Source organism: Paenibacillus sp. FSL R10-2771, assembly GCF_038000205.1.
Classification (GTDB): Bacteria; Bacillota; Bacilli; order Paenibacillales; family Paenibacillaceae; genus Paenibacillus_AQ; species Paenibacillus_AQ phytohabitans.
Genome location: NZ_JBBOBM010000001.1, coordinates 632,138 through 646,670 on the forward strand (window position 1 = coordinate 632,138; position 14,533 = coordinate 646,670).

At 48.8% G+C, this 14,533-nt stretch carries 13 protein-coding genes; 9 read left to right on the forward strand and 4 right to left on the reverse strand.

From position 1 onward, the window contains the following. Nucleotides 1–3: 3 nt before the first annotated feature. The 3 genes from NSU14_RS02820 to NSU14_RS02830 all read left to right on the forward strand — a co-directional run bounded on the left by NSU14_RS02820 (nucleotide 4) and on the right by NSU14_RS02830 (nucleotide 4,550). Nucleotides 4–1,743, forward strand: a complete 1,740-nt coding sequence (locus tag NSU14_RS02820; RefSeq protein ID WP_340942647.1) for a family 10 glycosylhydrolase — start codon at nucleotides 4–6, stop codon at nucleotides 1,741–1,743. Nucleotides 1,744–1,800: 57 nt separating this feature from the next. Continuing rightward, on the forward strand, nucleotides 1,801–3,519 hold the full coding sequence (locus NSU14_RS02825; protein ID WP_340942650.1) for a protein O-GlcNAcase: 1,719 nt from the start codon (nucleotides 1,801–1,803) through the stop codon (nucleotides 3,517–3,519). Between the two features lie 269 nt (nucleotides 3,520–3,788). Then, nucleotides 3,789–4,550 carry a SagB/ThcOx family dehydrogenase gene (locus NSU14_RS02830; RefSeq protein ID WP_042139726.1) on the forward strand — a complete coding sequence of 254 codons (762 nt, stop codon included), beginning with the start codon at nucleotides 3,789–3,791 and terminating at the stop codon, nucleotides 4,548–4,550. 319 nt (nucleotides 4,551–4,869) lie between these two features. On the opposite strand, the gene NSU14_RS02835 is transcribed toward NSU14_RS02830, so the two are convergent. Continuing rightward, a complete protein-coding gene (locus NSU14_RS02835; protein ID WP_340942651.1) occupies nucleotides 4,870–5,400 on the reverse strand; it encodes an NAD(P)H-dependent oxidoreductase in 531 nt (176 codons plus the stop codon). A 198-nt stretch (nucleotides 5,401–5,598) separates the two neighbouring features. Here NSU14_RS02835 and NSU14_RS02840 point away from each other — a divergent pair, with 198 nt between their 5' ends. The 3 genes from NSU14_RS02840 to NSU14_RS02850 all read left to right on the forward strand — a co-directional run bounded on the left by NSU14_RS02840 (nucleotide 5,599) and on the right by NSU14_RS02850 (nucleotide 7,331). Then, nucleotides 5,599–5,961, forward strand: coding sequence for a winged helix-turn-helix transcriptional regulator (locus NSU14_RS02840; RefSeq protein ID WP_042139724.1), 363 nt, complete (start codon nucleotides 5,599–5,601; stop codon nucleotides 5,959–5,961). Nucleotides 5,962–6,030: 69 nt separating this feature from the next. Then, nucleotides 6,031–6,453: a MarR family winged helix-turn-helix transcriptional regulator gene (locus NSU14_RS02845; protein ID WP_042141598.1), complete on the forward strand. Its 423-nt coding sequence runs from the start codon at nucleotides 6,031–6,033 to the stop codon at nucleotides 6,451–6,453. A gap of 53 nt (nucleotides 6,454–6,506) precedes the next feature. Further along, nucleotides 6,507–7,331: an alpha/beta hydrolase gene (locus NSU14_RS02850; protein WP_042139723.1), complete on the forward strand. Its 825-nt coding sequence runs from the start codon at nucleotides 6,507–6,509 to the stop codon at nucleotides 7,329–7,331. A gap of 64 nt (nucleotides 7,332–7,395) precedes the next feature. On the opposite strand, the gene NSU14_RS02855 is transcribed toward NSU14_RS02850, so the two are convergent. Next, on the reverse strand, nucleotides 7,396–7,932 hold the full coding sequence (locus NSU14_RS02855; protein ID WP_039297747.1) for a PadR family transcriptional regulator: 537 nt from the start codon (nucleotides 7,930–7,932) through the stop codon (nucleotides 7,396–7,398). A 222-nt stretch (nucleotides 7,933–8,154) separates the two neighbouring features. Here NSU14_RS02855 and NSU14_RS02860 point away from each other — a divergent pair, with 222 nt between their 5' ends. Continuing rightward, a complete protein-coding gene (locus NSU14_RS02860; protein ID WP_076248431.1) occupies nucleotides 8,155–9,423 on the forward strand; it encodes an L-lactate MFS transporter in 1,269 nt (422 codons plus the stop codon). 39 nt (nucleotides 9,424–9,462) lie between these two features. Beyond that, complete coding sequence (locus NSU14_RS02865; RefSeq protein ID WP_340942656.1) at nucleotides 9,463–11,412, forward strand: NAD(P)/FAD-dependent oxidoreductase; 1,950 nt, start codon at nucleotides 9,463–9,465, stop codon at nucleotides 11,410–11,412. 296 nt (nucleotides 11,413–11,708) lie between these two features. Here NSU14_RS02865 and NSU14_RS02870 read toward each other — a convergent pair whose 3' ends face one another. Together NSU14_RS02870 and NSU14_RS02875 are read right to left on the reverse strand one after the other, a co-directional pair. Then, the gene (locus NSU14_RS02870; protein ID WP_039297739.1) at nucleotides 11,709–11,894 is read right to left on the reverse strand and encodes a hypothetical protein; all 186 of its coding nucleotides are present in this window, start codon (nucleotides 11,892–11,894) and stop codon (nucleotides 11,709–11,711) included. A 274-nt stretch (nucleotides 11,895–12,168) separates the two neighbouring features. Next, on the reverse strand, nucleotides 12,169–12,504 hold the full coding sequence (locus NSU14_RS02875) for a histidine kinase (RefSeq protein WP_340942659.1): 336 nt from the start codon (nucleotides 12,502–12,504) through the stop codon (nucleotides 12,169–12,171). A gap of 295 nt (nucleotides 12,505–12,799) precedes the next feature. Here NSU14_RS02875 and NSU14_RS02880 point away from each other — a divergent pair, with 295 nt between their 5' ends. Then, complete coding sequence (locus tag NSU14_RS02880) at nucleotides 12,800–14,530, forward strand: cellulase family glycosylhydrolase (RefSeq protein WP_336103867.1); 1,731 nt, start codon at nucleotides 12,800–12,802, stop codon at nucleotides 14,528–14,530. Nucleotides 14,531–14,533 lie beyond the last annotated feature (3 nt).

Sequence of the window (14,533 nt, forward strand, 5' to 3'; positions counted from 1 at the left end):
ATTATGACATTTGCACTGAGATCGGGGTTCATGGCGGTGCTGGGTATCGTGTTGGTTTCTTCGGTAGCAGGTGGTTCCCTTCCCGTGCCGGCCCAGGCCGAGGAGGGGAACAATCCCCCTTTTGAGACGGAAGTGATTGTACGGACCGTGAACCAGTTCAAGAACATGGCGGATGTCCAGAATTTCATCAGTCTGTCCACCAGCTACGGGGTCGATGTCATCAGCATGAACGTGAAGCAGGATGAAGATGATGAGGTTCCGTCCGGCAGTGTATTTTATCAGAGTGATATCGCGCCCATTGCCCAGGGCTACCAGAATTTCGATGCTCTGCAGGCTGTCATTACGGCAGCTCATGCCGCAGGAATCAAGGTTCATGCCTGGATTCCCCAGTTCCATGACCAGCAGGCCTTCCTGGCTCACGATGAATGGCAGATGCAGGCGCTGGTGGACGGGGTTCAGACTCCGTTTACAGGCTCTAACGGCAACGAATATTTCGTCAATCCAATTCATCATGAAGTGCAGCAGTATGAGCGTTCCATCATTCAGGAAGTGATTGAGAATTATGATGTGGACGGCGTTGTGCTGGACTGGATCCGCTTCGACAATTACAACATGGACGTCAGTGATTATACGGTTGCGAAGTATCAGGCGGAGTTCGGGTATTCGCCGCTCAGCATTGACTTTGATACGGATTCGCCGCAGCGTCAGCAGTGGAACGAATGGAGAACCGAACAAATTGGGCAGTATGTAGGCGATATCCGTGAGGATATTTCCACATCCTCGAATCCGGATGCGCAGCTTGGTGTGTATATTTTGCCGCCGGAATTTACAGAGGTTGGACAGAATGTAGCCAAGTTCAAGGACAAGATCGACTTTGTCGCGCCGATGGCGTACTTCGATGACTGGGAGTTCAACAGTGATTGGGTATACAGCACTTCCTACGGCATCCTGAAGGATACGAGCGACCGGATCAGCGGCAGTGCTGCGGACATCGTAGCCACCTTGGATAATGACTGGACCGATGATCAATATCAGGAGGTTTACAAAGGCATCCGCGAGAATTATCCGGACGTGAAGCGCCTGTCGTTCTTTGCCTACGGGGCCTGGCCGGAAGATGAGCTGGCGAACATCCATGAACGTGAGACCTGGCCGACGCCAGGCTGGACGGCTCCGGTAGAGCAAGATTATCCGGCCCAGCTGCCCGCTGTGTGGAAGGCGCGGAATATCGGTTCCATGCCGGGGAACGCCACCTACAATGCTTCCAATAAGCAATTTACACTCAGCAGCAGCTCGACGGATATTTGGGGGAATGCAGATCAGCTGAATTATATATACCAGCCCGTGAGCGGCAATGCGGAGATTGTTGTTAAGGTGCAGTCCACCAGCTGGCTGGACAGCTGGGCCAAGGCCGGCATTATGATCCGGGAGTCCATGGGCCATAATTCCAGGCACGCGGATATGATGCTTACCCCCGGGAATGGGGCGACCTTCCAGTATCGTGCTGAAACCGCAGGCGATATGACCGACCATACTGCGGCCGGCTCGGCTCCGAAATGGCTGAAGCTGACCAGAACCGGAAATACGTTCAAAGGGTCGATTTCGGCAAACGGGAGCAACTGGCAGACAGTCGGAACGGTTCAGATCCCCATGAAACGCAAGGTGTATATCGGCATAGCCCTCAGCAATCCGGGGAATGATTCGCGGGGCAAGGCCGTGTTTGGAAATGTGAAGGTTACGGATTAAACCTAAGAGCCGGGAAATGAAGTTTACTTTGATAGGCAGGCTGAAGGAGGCGTGAATATGACTATGCCGCTACGGGAACGGCAGTATTACTTCCGGGACTACTACGATCAGGGTGAGGAGCTGGTGCTGGAAGGGCAGCGGCTGAGAATCGGGTTGACTTCAAAGTTCTCCATGATCCAGAAGTGGGAGTGGCCGCTTGCTGCGGATGGCCTGATTGTAATTATTGAACCGCCGCAAGAAGGAGAGATACCCGCACCGGGCAATGCCACGCTGGAGCTTGAATATGAGGGGTCGCTTAAGGCGGATGGCTACCGGCTGGACATCCGTAAGGACGGAAAAATTACAATTGCAGCCTCCAATAAGAGAGGACTAAGGTATGGGATGGATGCTCTGCACCGGCTGCTGAGCATAGATGAAGGCAAGTGCCGGTTGCCTGTCGCTACAATTCACGATGAGCCTTCTTTTCCAGTCCGCGGCATTATTGAAGGTTTCTATGGCATGCCGTGGAGCTTTGATGACCGGATAGATGCTGTGCGCTATATGGCGGCTCACCGCATGAACGCCTTCATGCATGCTCCCAAGGATGATCCCTATCACCGTGAGCTGTGGCGTGAGCCTTATCCTGAGGCTATGTTTGCCCAGATTCGTGAGCTCAAGCAGGAATGTGATGCCCAGATGGTGGACTTCTATTATTGCATTAGTCCGGGAAATGATCTGCAGTTTCGCAGTGAAGATGATTTTGCCAGTCTGGAAGCGAAGCTGAGAGCGATGATTGCCATCGGTGTCCGGCATTTCGCCCTGCTCATGGACGACATCGACTACGCATTGACAGGGGAGAATCTCCATTACCTGGAGCGCTCCGGACTGGCGCATGCTTATGTGGCAAACCGTGTCTATGACTATTTAAGCCGTCAATTGCAGAAGGTTACTCTGGTGATGTGCCCCTCAGAATACTGGTCTAACTGGGATACCGAATATAAGCGGGATATCCGCGAGAAGCTGCATACGGACATCAACATATTCTGGACCGGCTCTTCCGTCTTTGCCCGGCAAGTCGGAAGCAGGGATGCACGGAATAATTACAGCTATTACGGACATGAGCTGTGGCTGTGGGATAACATTCCCGTCAATGATGCCGACTACGACCGGTTGTTTCTGGACCCGGTTCGCGGACGTTATTCGCAGCTTGGTCAGACCGGGCATCAGGCAGTGGTAGCGAATCCGATGGTTCAATGGGAATGCTCCAAGATTACACTGAACACAATGGCCCACTATATGTGGAACAGTGAGCGTTATATGCCGGAGCTTTCCTGGGAGCTGTCGGTCCGGGAATTCGCCGGAGAGCTGGCAGAGGATATGATGTTCTTCTGCAGCCAGAATCTAAATAGCCAGCTCTATAGCGGCGGGTATGAGGAACTGAAAGAGGCCTTGCAGAGCAAAGATATCCCGAGGCTTGATTTGTATTTCGACCGCCTGGAGAGCGTCTCCTACCGGTTACTTGAAATGGAGAATTCCAAGTTTAAGGAAGAGGCAGGACCCTGGCTGCAAAGAGCCCTGGCGGATGTAGAGCTGTGGAGAGCCTTGCGGCAGAAGGTTGCCGGGACGCCTCTGCCCGGAGCCGGTGAAGAATTGCGCAAGCGGGCCGAAGCCTGTCAGGCCTTTGAGGTCCGGCTGGGGAGTGATCCGGCCTGGAGAGCCGCCGAGGCCTGGGGATTTGCTGCCAGGGAAGGAAAGAACGGATACCGGCTGACGTTGGATGCGGAGGCTGGAATATAATCGGCAGAGCACAATGTCGGCAGAGCACAGTGCCAGGCAGAAAAGTAATAAGCCAAGCGTAAACAGTTCTCCTGACTCATCATGCTTGGGGAAGCTGGAATTATAGCGCCCGCGCTTCAGACGACATGTTTAAGCCTTCCCTTACCCTTCAGGGTGGGGGAGGGTTTTTGGTATTTGAATTTTTGTAAGGTGTAAAGTGAATGAAATCACAATCTATTTTTGCCGGAGTGGTAAATTAAAGCTATCAAGTTAATCCGGGAGGAACTGTTATGACCAGATATGAACAACAAAGAAATTTTCTGAAATCCAATTTTCATGAATTCAAACATATTAAAACAGACAAGATCAAAGGAATTGCCCAGCCGCCAATTGTTAAGCCGTTTGATCCGGAATCACTAATTATTGATCTGCCGAAGGTTAGCAGAGACGTAGTGAGTAAAGAGGATTTTTTTGATTGTATCGGGCAAAGAAGAAGTACACGCTTCTATTCTGCCGACACTTTGAGTCTGGAGGAGTTATCCTATTTATTATGGGCGACCCAAGGGATCACCGGCATGAGCAAGAACGGGCTTACGCTGCGGACCGTGCCCTGCAGTGGGGCGACACACACCTTTGAAACCTATTTAATGATTATGCGGGTAGAGGGCATTCCGCAAGGGATCTACAGATACCTCCCGGTGGAGCATAAGCTCCTATTTATGTTTGAATTAGATCAGCTGGAACAGAAGATTGATGCGATCACTTTGGATCAGCCCTTTGTCCCTAACTTTGCCCGCAAAGCTTCTGTGCTGTTTGCCTGGAGTACCACACCCTACCGCTCCGAATGGAAATATGATATTTCCGCCCACAAAAAAATCCTCATCGATGTAGGACATGTCTGCCAGAACCTGTATTTAGCCAGCGAATCCATTGGTGCAGGTGCCTGCGCCATTGGCATCTATGATCAGAAGCTGATTGATGAGGTTTTAGAGTTAGACGGCGATGAGGAGTTTGTTATCTATCTTGGCGCAGTGGGGAAGAAACGGGAATAGCTGCCTTGGCGAATTGAAAGTATAGCTTCCGTCTTCTGAGGAGACGCGTTTAAACCTTCCTTTACCCTTTGGGTGAGGGAAGGTTTTTTCACACCCTACCGGCAGTAATGTTGTACATATTGCAACTCTGAGCCCTAGATATCAAGGTATTTCATAGGGATTGTTGTATAAAATGCAAGAATTATCCGGTTAAGCCGCTTGGAGGAAGAGAAATCCTGCCTTTTGTACAACATTTTTGAATTTTGACCGAGATGAGTGGGGAAATGTTGTATTTTGTGCAGGATTCTCAAAAGTAAGTGAGAGGGAGGTTTGTGAGCCCTTATCGATTCTCAATAATATATTGAAGATAGTCTGCTGCGCTCTGATTGATTGCTTCATCACCCGCCTGAAAGGAGGCTCCGAAGACGGCGAAATAGGGTAATGCGATCGCACCCACATGTCCTGCGCTGGCTTTAAAGGGTGCAATAACCTCATCTACAGTAAAAGAAACGGAACCGGCAGGCAGGTAATTTTCCTGCTTATCCCCAATGGACATAGCTATCCCCAGCTTCTTTCCTCTCAGCTTATTCCCGTTTGAACCATACGCCCAGCCGTGGGTGAAGACGTCATCCAGCCACTTTTTCAGTAAAGGCGGGTAACTATACCAATATAAAGGAAATTGAAAAATAATATGGCTGTGTGCTTCGAGTAAACTTTGCTCTTTCGGAACATCAATGCTCCAGTCCGGATATTCCTTGTAAAGCTCATGGATCGTAACTTCCTCTGGATGCTGCAGCAGCTCCTGTTTCCATCTTTTATTTACTCTTGAATTCTCAATATGAGGGTGTGCTAGGATCACAAGGGTTTTCATATTTAATCACCTTTCCGGCGGATATTGGTTTTGTGCAGCTGTTTATATTATTTTGGATGCCTGTAAAAATGTAAATACACACAATAAAGTAACATGGTTACCTCAAAGTGTGCATTGGACTCCGGATCGTTATATGGCATGATAGAAATCATAAGATAAGATAGGCTAAATTAATTAGGGTGTGATGAGGTGGAAGGTATGAAAGAATATCATTTAGGCATAGAAGCAACGCTTGAAATTCTCGGAGGAAAGTGGAAAGCGTTAATCATATGTAATCTAATGTCGGGTAAGAAACGGACAAGTGAATTACAGCGCAGTATCCCGGGCATCTCGCAAAAGGTTCTGATCCAGCAGCTCCGCGAACTTGAAAGGGACGGAATGATCGGCAGACAGGTCTATAATCAAATGCCGCCCAAAGTTGAATATTATATAACGGAATATGGAACTACAGCCAATGGAATTATTGACGTAATGTGTTCATGGGGCAGAGCCAACATTGCAATCAGACAGCAGCAGGGTGAAGATGTGGTGTTGCTGGAAAATATTCCGGACGATGAGTAAACCTGCGTTGCCTCACTATATAAAATGCCCGCCATTGACAATGGTTTGATATCAAACTATAATCCCTGTATGGAAACTAGAGATGTGATTTCGCTGATCTCCAAGATCAGGGAGAAGGTTAACCGGTTCATTGTTGCAGAGATGGTGAAGCAGGGGCTGGAAGGTATCGGCACTTCGCACGGGGACATTATTTATGCGCTGCTGCAGAAGCCCAGACTTACAATGGCAGAGATCTCCGCCAAAATTAATAAAGACAAATCGACCGTCACGGCACTGGTTGATAAGCTGGTCCGGCTTGGCATGGTGACGAAGGAAAGGGAGAAGGAGGACACCAGGTTTGTATACGTTGCTCTGACGGGGAAGGGGAGGGAGCTGGAAACGGTTTTTGAGGCGATATCTGCAGACATGCTGGAGCAGTTTTACCTCAATGTCACCGAACAGGAGAAGGAAGCGCTGCTGGGCATTCTAATTAAAATCAATAACAACTTCTAAAAAATATATTATATAGTTTGATATCAAACTAAAGTTCAAAGGAGGAAATACTTGTGAGAGATTACACGACAGAATTGCCGCCGCACACAGAGAAATACATCGGAGAGAACGATCTGTATCTGCAGATATTCGCAGGAAGGAACCTCCCGGAGGATGCTGACCGCAGGCCTCCTTTACTATTCGTGCATGGTGCCTTTACCGGAAGCTGGATGTGGAGCAAATACATTCCCCATTTTATCCGTGAAGGCTGGACCTGTTATGTCATGAATCTGAGAAGCCATTACAGAAGCCGGGTGCTGGATATGACGGAGATAACCTTCGGGGACTATCTGGAGGATATAAGCGAGGTTATCGCTGAATGCGGGGCTCCGCCTATTGTGATCGGGTTCAGCATGGGCGGGATTCTAAGCCAAAAGCTGGCGGAAACGGCAGATCCGGCCGGGCTCGTGCTGATCGATTCAAGTATTTGTAAGGAAGTTCATGACCAGGTGCCTTACCGGGACATCGTCCGGACACAACCTGGCCTCGTAGTGCCTGCCCCGGTTCGTGAGGAGCTGACGGGCATAGATGAATCGGCAGAGGATATAGCTTTTCAAAGAAAGTACCTGACTATGGAGTCTGCCAAGGCGTTTAGCGCTTTTTCTTATCATTACGGTGCGGACGGAATCCCGGTGGACAGCCGGTCCATTAAGTGCCCTTGTCTGGTTATCCATGCTGTTAACTGTGCGGAGGACGACCGCCGGGGCAAAGTGAACGCAGAGCATTTCCATGCAGACTACAAAGGCCTGTGGGACACCACGCATACCGGTCTGCTCGTAGGGCAGCGGTATCTGGAAGCAGCGGAGACTGTTCTGGAGTGGCTGAGAAGAGAATTTTAACCAAAATAAGCATAAAGATCCGAGGTGACAAAATCTCGAATCTTTATGCTTTCTATTTGTTTGTTTATTGCTTGCAGTGGGCTATGAAATTCTCCAGCCACTCTATCGTTACCGTCTCACGCAGAATTGCGCCATCCAGCACAAGATAATCACCGAAATTATCGCTGTCGAGTGGGGGGATGCTGTCATACCGCTCTTTATTCCTGCTTAAATGCTTCAGTCTCTCCTGATGCTGATGCAGCTGATGCTCCAATAGATGAATCCGGGTGGCTATATCCAGATTATTGGAGAAGTACATTCTCAGCCGGAACACATCTTTAGGCGTAGGCTCAAGCGGCTCTTCTTTTTTCAGCCATTGCAAAAAAGCCTTCTTGCCCTGCTCCGTAATCGAATACAGTTTTTTCTCCAGTATTTCTCCGCTAATTTGGATCTCGAATACAATAAGTCCCTCATCCAGCAGCTTTTTTAATTCCGGATAGATCTGACTGTGCTTGGCATTCCAGAACTCACCTAAATCCTTGCCGAATTCCTTACCTATATCATAGCCAGTCATTGGCTCTTTGTTTAATAACCCCAAAATAGCGTATTTCAAAGTTCTCATAAGCTTCGCTTCCTATACATATTCGTCGTTTTCTACTTCGTTAGTATAGCATATTTAGCCAGTCGACAATAACATTTGTTACATATGTGAATAAACGTGTTTTATTAAACATATAAATATATACATGTTTGTATTGATATAAATAAGAGCCTGTGCTAATATGAAATCGGATTAGATGTGAATAAATTCACAATACGATTGATGAAGGAGAAGAAGATTGCAGTGGAACTTACAAAGAAGAGATGGATTATTCTGATTGCGAGCTGCTTTATTAACCTGTGTATTGGCTCAATCTACGCCTGGAGTGTGTTTGCTGCCCCGATGGCAGCGTATTTGAGCGAACTGACAGGACTCAGCTTAACGCCGGGGGATTTGGCTATCGCTTTTACGATTACCAATTCAGTCGGTCCAATTACGATGATTTCAGGCGGATGGATTAATGACAGATTCGGGCCTAAGCGGGTAATTCTGGTAGGTGGCCTGTTATTCGGGGGCGGGATGATATTGTCCGGGTTTGCAACCTCGGTTAGTTTCCTGGTCCTTACGTACGGCATCGTACTTGGCCTTGGAACTGGCATGGTCTACGGCTGCACTATCAGTAACTCCATCAAGTTCTTCCCTGACAAACGGGGATTGGTTGGCGGAGTAACCACTGCTGCCTATGGATTAAGCTCTGTCATCATCCCTCCAATTGCCAATGGCTTGATTAGCTCGTCTGGAGTGAAATCAGCATTCTTAATCATCGGCAGCGCATTTCTTCTTATCATCTGCTCCGCTTCTTTCTTCATTGAGAAATGTCCGTCTGATTTCGTTCCGGCAGGCTGGACAGCCAAGTTGCCGGGTACTGGCCGTTCTCTAAAAAGCGACAAAGACTGGAAAGGCATGCTGGCAAGTCCGCTATTCTACGTAATGATCCTGTTATTAATCAGCGGTGCTTTTGCCGGACTAATGTGTACCTCACAAGCTTCACCTATCGCTCAAAAAATGGTTGGCCTGTCTGCGGCGGCGGCAACGACTGTGGTTTCTGTACTGGCTCTGTTCAACACGGGCGGACGCATCCTAGCGGGCTATATTTCTGACAAAATCGGCCGGATCAACACGCTTACCTTTGCTTCACTCTTATCTGTAGTGGGGCTCACCCTGCTGTATATTTCAGGAGCTAACAGTGTGGCGACCTTCTATATCGGTATTTCTGTGATCGGCTTAAGCTTTGGCTCCCTGATGGGCGTATTCCCCGGATTTACTGCAGATCAGTTCGGTGCCAAGAATAATAGTGTGAATTATGGAATTATGTTTATCGGCTTTGCATTAGCGGGCTATTTTGGCCCGTCCATTATGAAGAATGTGTACAGTGCAGACGGCAGCTATCAAAGAGCCTTTGTGATTGCGGCCATCTTTGGCATCACCGGAATTATCCTGACCTTTGTCTATAAGTGGGCTGTCAAATATCAGGCGAGAACTGCTGCTAAGCCTCAGGAAGCTAGTATATAAAGAACAGAAGCAATGTATAGAGAGAAGGAGAATGAAATCATGATTAGAAAATATCCGAACCTGTCTAAACCCATCACAATTGGTAATGTAACCTTCAGAAATAGAATGTTTGGCTCTCCTATGGGCGGAACCGATATTACAGCAGACTGTACGATTGGACCCAAATCCACAGCGTTCTATGAATTAAGAGCTAAAGGCGGCGCTGCCTCAGTTACAGTCAGTGAAGTTGTTGTACATCCCGAAACCGAAGCCTCCCATATGTACCATCTGGACCTGGGAACTGTAGATTCTCTTGCCAGCTTTACTTATACTGCAGATGCCATCCGCCGTCACGGAGCTATTGCGAGTGTGGAGCTATCCCATTCCGGACAGTACGCCGGTACATATCTGACGGACAAGAATAAGAAGCAGGAATTGGCCCAGTGGGGGCCCAGCCCCGGAGTACGCCCAGACGGCAGGGAAGTGAAGGAGCTTACACAAGCACTAATTGATGACATCGTAGCAGCCTATGGCAGATGTGCCGGACTGGCTAAGAGAGCCGGTTATGAGATGATTATGGTCCATGGCGGACATGGCTGGCTGATCAATCAGTTCTTTTCTCCGTACTTCAACCGTAGAACCGACAAGTATGGCGGAACTTTGGAGAACCGGGTACGGTTTGCCCAGGAGGTTCTTGACAGTGTCCGCAACGCTGTAGGCCCTGGCTTCCCTATCGAGTTCAGAATAAGCGGTTCGGAGTTGTTTGAAGGCGGATATGACCTTACTGAAGGTATTGAAATTGCCAAGCTTGTCGAATCTAGAGTCGACCTGCTGCATGTATCTGCGGGCACGTATCAGACCGGCTTCGGAATCACCCATCCGTCGATGTTCTTGCCGCATGGCAGTAATGTGTATCTGGCAGCAGAGATCAAGAAGCATGTAAGTGTCCCCGTTGCTACGGTCGGCGGTTTAAATGACCCGGCTCAGATGGAAGAGATCATTGCCAGCGGTCAGGCGGATGTGGTTGAGATGGCCCGCGCACTGCTGGCTGATCCAGAGCTGCCCCGGAAGGTCATGAGCAACCGTGACGAGGACATTATTAAATGTCTGAGATGCTTCACCTGTATGGCGGAGCGTGCGGAGACCTCTACAAGACGCTGTACGGTGAACCCGTTAATCGGCCGTGAAATGGACGGGACAGAAATTTATCCTTCGGCTAATCCGCGTAAGGTTCTGGTAGCGGGTGCTGGCCCAGGCGGGCTGTATGCGGCGATGACTGCTGCCAAACGCGGACATCAGGTCATTTTATGTGAGAAGTCGGATGATGTGGGCGGTATTCTGCGGGGAGAGCAGGCGCTGCCCTTCAAATATGAGATGTATGAGCTGGGAGTTACTCTCGGGAAATTAGCCATAGACGCAGGCGTCGAGATTCGTCTAAATACACCTGTGACCCAAGCGTATGTTGATAATGAAAATGTGGATGCGTTAATTATAGCCGTCGGTTCCGCAGCCATTGTCCCGCCAATCCCGGGACTTGATGGTGATAATGTAGTTGTAGTTAATGACTACTATCTGGAGAAAGATAAGGTTACCGATAGTGTGGTTGTACTGGGAGGGGGCCTTGCGGGCAGTGAAGCAGCGATTCACCTTGCCCAGGAAGGCAAAACGGTACATTTGGTCGAGATGAGAACTGAGCTGGCACCGGATGCCAATATCAGACATCGCCCGATTACGCTGAAGGAGATCGACAAGCTGAATATTAAGGTTCATCTGGGGTACAAAGGGTTATGTGTTACGCCGGAGGGCGTAGTTTGCCTGAATCCAAGCGGGGAAGAGCAGCTGATTCCGGGAACCTCCGTAATATGTGCACTTGGACAACGGGCAAGAAGAGATATCGTAGAGGAGTTAATTGATTGTGCTCCTTATGTGGCTCAGATCGGGGACTGTGTAAAAGCGTCAACGATCACTACTGCAATTTATCAGGGATATCATGCAGCGCTTGATATTTAGTTTGACACATATCCCCCCCCAGGGGGGATACTGGGTATAGATGTTTATATAGGATATGGGGAATTCCATAGGCAACAAAGCAAAGAACTGCGGTCATTTGGGCGATCCTCGCGGCTGCACTATATGCCATCCGCACGCCGGTATCCAAAGAGCTATATCAAAGGGTTCGGTTCAGGGTTAGGCGCACGAAATAAATAAAAGGCCGCATGAACCGGATGATCCGGTTCCTTGCGGCCTTGTTTGAGTGTGGATTTTTAAGTATCAAATATTGTTCAATCTATATACATCCGGTTAGATTAATGGAATTTGACAGTCTTGATCCGTGATTCCTGTTCGTAAGTAAGCGGGCTTGGCGTTTGCGGTGTGTGCAAATGGCGCTCTACGCTGTATTCCATTTTCCGGTAGTCTTCTTCTCCCGAAGCCATTCCAGGCTGCCACATTCCGGTTACCCAATTCTTCAGTTCCTTAATTCCTGCCAGCATTGCATTCATCCTCCTTGGCGATGAAATCCGATGGAAAATAGGGTTTCGATCACTTTTGTTTACGCTTTCATTATAACACGGATCAGACGAAAATCAAAGGTGTGTCCGTGTGAAATAGACAATAAAAGAGTACAAAGTGTGAATTGGAGAGGCTTTGTGCTTTGTGAAAGGAGTTATGTCCTTGTGGGAGAGACAATAGGGGATGAGGAATGGTAAAAGAAAAAGCGACTGCCGGATATGGCGGTCGCTTGCAGCAAACTCCTGTAGGGAAAGCTTATTTGATACGTTTCAATGCGGCTTCCTGATCAATAGAACGTCTGGCCAGCATGTCCAGTGTAGCATCATGTACGGTTAATGTTTTGTCTATCCGCTCAAGAGTGTCCCGGGTTGCAATGACTTCAGCATTGACTTCGGATACAGCCTGCTGGATCAGCGGGATCAGCTTCGTATCTTCTTTGATGCTGTCAATATCAGCCTTCATTGTGCCCAACTCGGACCGTATCTCTTTGATATCGGATTTCATATCTGTAAATTCAGCCTTCATCTCTGTCACTTCAGATTTCATTCCCTGTAATTCCGTAAGAATCTGTTGCAAAATCGGATCGCTCATCGTCACAGCTCCTCAAATATGGATTACATCAGAAGCGGGCTCTTTGGATTATGTTTAATTATTATAGCATAAGACGGGGGGACAGGCCGAGGAAAAAGAGCAAAGTTGCGGAAGCACGGCATTCCTGCCTGGAACAAAGAAAATCTCTAATTATGAGTGTTTTTTACACTAATAATTGGGATATTTACCAATCGGCAAAGATGCTATATTAATTTTGGTAAGCGGTTGCATAAAAATCATGAAGCTGATTTTATGCATCAGCCGATCACAACAAACCGGGAGGAATAAACGATCCATGCCAAAAAAGAAATCGTTTCTTTCATTCATCTTCACCTTTGTCTTGCTGTTTGCTTTGGCCACACCTATGGTCTCTGCCGCAACGGAAGAACAGGCGCCGCAGGCGCAAGCACCCGCAGCTGCAGCTGCATCCACGGGTCTTCAATCCTACGTAGATGCCATGCAGCCGGGATGGAATCTGGGCAATTCACTGGATGCGACCGGAGCCGATGAGACTTCCTGGGGCAATCCGGCAGTCACACAGGCTCTGATCAAGAAGATTGCTACCCAAGGCTATAAGAGCATCCGGATTCCCGTGACCTGGGATGTACATACGGGAGCGGCTGCCCCCTATACAGTGGATGCAGCCTATCTGTCCCGTGTCCAGCAGGTTGTTGATTGGGCAGTAGCGGAGAATCTGTATGTCATGATCAACGTTCATCATGATTCCTGGCTGTGGATCAGCAAAATGGAGCAGCAGCATGATCTGGTACTGGCCCGCTATAAGGCGGTCTGGACACAGATTGCGAACCGCTTCAAGGGATATTCCGCCAAGCTGATGTTCGAGAGCGTCAATGAGCCGCGTTTCACCGATGGTGGAACGACGGATGAAGCGAAGGCTATTCAGATGCTGGATGAGCTAAATGTGGCTTTCCATGGCATCGTCAGAGCCTCCGGAGGGAATAATACCACCCGTCCGCTGGTGCTGTCCACACTGGAGGCTTCACCGACGCAGACCCGGATGGATGCCCTGTACCAGACCATCACCAGGCTGAACGACTCCAATCTGATCGCAACCGTACACTATTACGGGTTCTGGCCGTTCAGTGTCAATATTGCCGGGTATACCAGGTTCGAGACCGATACCCAGAACGATATCGTGACTACCTTTAATAATGTCTATAACACCTTTACGGCCAAAGGCATTCCCGTTATTGTGGGCGAGTATGGGCTGCTCGGTTTTGACAAGAATACAGGTGTGATCGAGCAGGGGGAGAAGCTGAAATTTTTCGAATACCTGGCTTATTATCTGAAGTCCAAGCAAATTACACCGATGCTGTGGGACAATGGCCAGCATTTCGGCCGCACTTCCTTCCAGTGGTCCGATCCGCAGCTCTACAATATGATGAAGGCAAGCTGGACCGGCCGTTCGTCCACTGCTGAAAGCGATCTCATTCATTTGAAAAAGGGTGCCGCAGCCAAGGATGTGACGGTTAAGCTGAATCTGAACGGCAATACGCTCTCTTCAATTCTATACGGTAGCCAGCAGCTGGTGCAGGGAACGGATTATACCCTAAGCGGTGACCAGCTGACGTTCAAAGCAGCGAAGCTCACCAGCCTGACTTCTTCCGGTAAGCTTGGCGTCAATGCAGTTTTGACGGCCCGCTTCAACAAAGGAGCGGATTGGAATTTTAACGTAATTCTCTATAATACGCCAAAGCTAAGCAGCGTTCAGGGAACAGCCAGTGCTTTTAAAATACCGGCTGTGTTCAATGGCGATACTCTCGCTACCATGGAAGCCGTATATGCTTCAGGAGGGAATGCCGGCCCGCAAAACTGGACGTCTTATAAAGAATTTGCTTATACGTTTACGCCTTCCTATACCACGGGTGAAATCAGTCTGCTGCCGGCGTTCTTCAATGAAGTGAACAATGGTGACGTGATCCTGAAGTTCCATTTCTGGAGCGGCGAAGTCGTGAATTACAAGATCACCAAGAACGGAACGAGCGTTACCGGTACGGCAATGTAGATG

Excerpts from the sequence above, each read along its gene's own strand:
- NSU14_RS02820 (WP_340942647.1), top strand. The coding sequence starts at position 4 with ATGACATTTGCACTGAGATCGGGGTTCATGGCGGTGCTGGGTATCGTG.
- NSU14_RS02825 (WP_340942650.1), top strand. The coding sequence starts at position 1,801 with ATGACTATGCCGCTACGGGAACGGCAGTATTACTTCCGGGACTACTAC.
- NSU14_RS02830 (WP_042139726.1), top strand. The coding sequence starts at position 3,789 with ATGACCAGATATGAACAACAAAGAAATTTTCTGAAATCCAATTTTCAT.
- NSU14_RS02835 (WP_340942651.1), bottom strand. The coding sequence starts at position 5,400 with ATGAAAACCCTTGTGATCCTAGCACACCCTCATATTGAGAATTCAAGA.
- NSU14_RS02840 (WP_042139724.1), top strand. The coding sequence starts at position 5,599 with ATGAAAGAATATCATTTAGGCATAGAAGCAACGCTTGAAATTCTCGGA.
- NSU14_RS02845 (WP_042141598.1), top strand. The coding sequence starts at position 6,031 with ATGGAAACTAGAGATGTGATTTCGCTGATCTCCAAGATCAGGGAGAAG.
- NSU14_RS02855 (WP_039297747.1), bottom strand. The coding sequence starts at position 7,932 with ATGAGAACTTTGAAATACGCTATTTTGGGGTTATTAAACAAAGAGCCA.
- NSU14_RS02865 (WP_340942656.1), top strand. The coding sequence starts at position 9,463 with ATGATTAGAAAATATCCGAACCTGTCTAAACCCATCACAATTGGTAAT.
- NSU14_RS02870 (WP_039297739.1), bottom strand. The coding sequence starts at position 11,894 with ATGCTGGCAGGAATTAAGGAACTGAAGAATTGGGTAACCGGAATGTGG.
- NSU14_RS02875 (WP_340942659.1), bottom strand. The coding sequence starts at position 12,504 with ATGAGCGATCCGATTTTGCAACAGATTCTTACGGAATTACAGGGAATG.
- NSU14_RS02880 (WP_336103867.1), top strand. The coding sequence starts at position 12,800 with ATGCCAAAAAAGAAATCGTTTCTTTCATTCATCTTCACCTTTGTCTTG.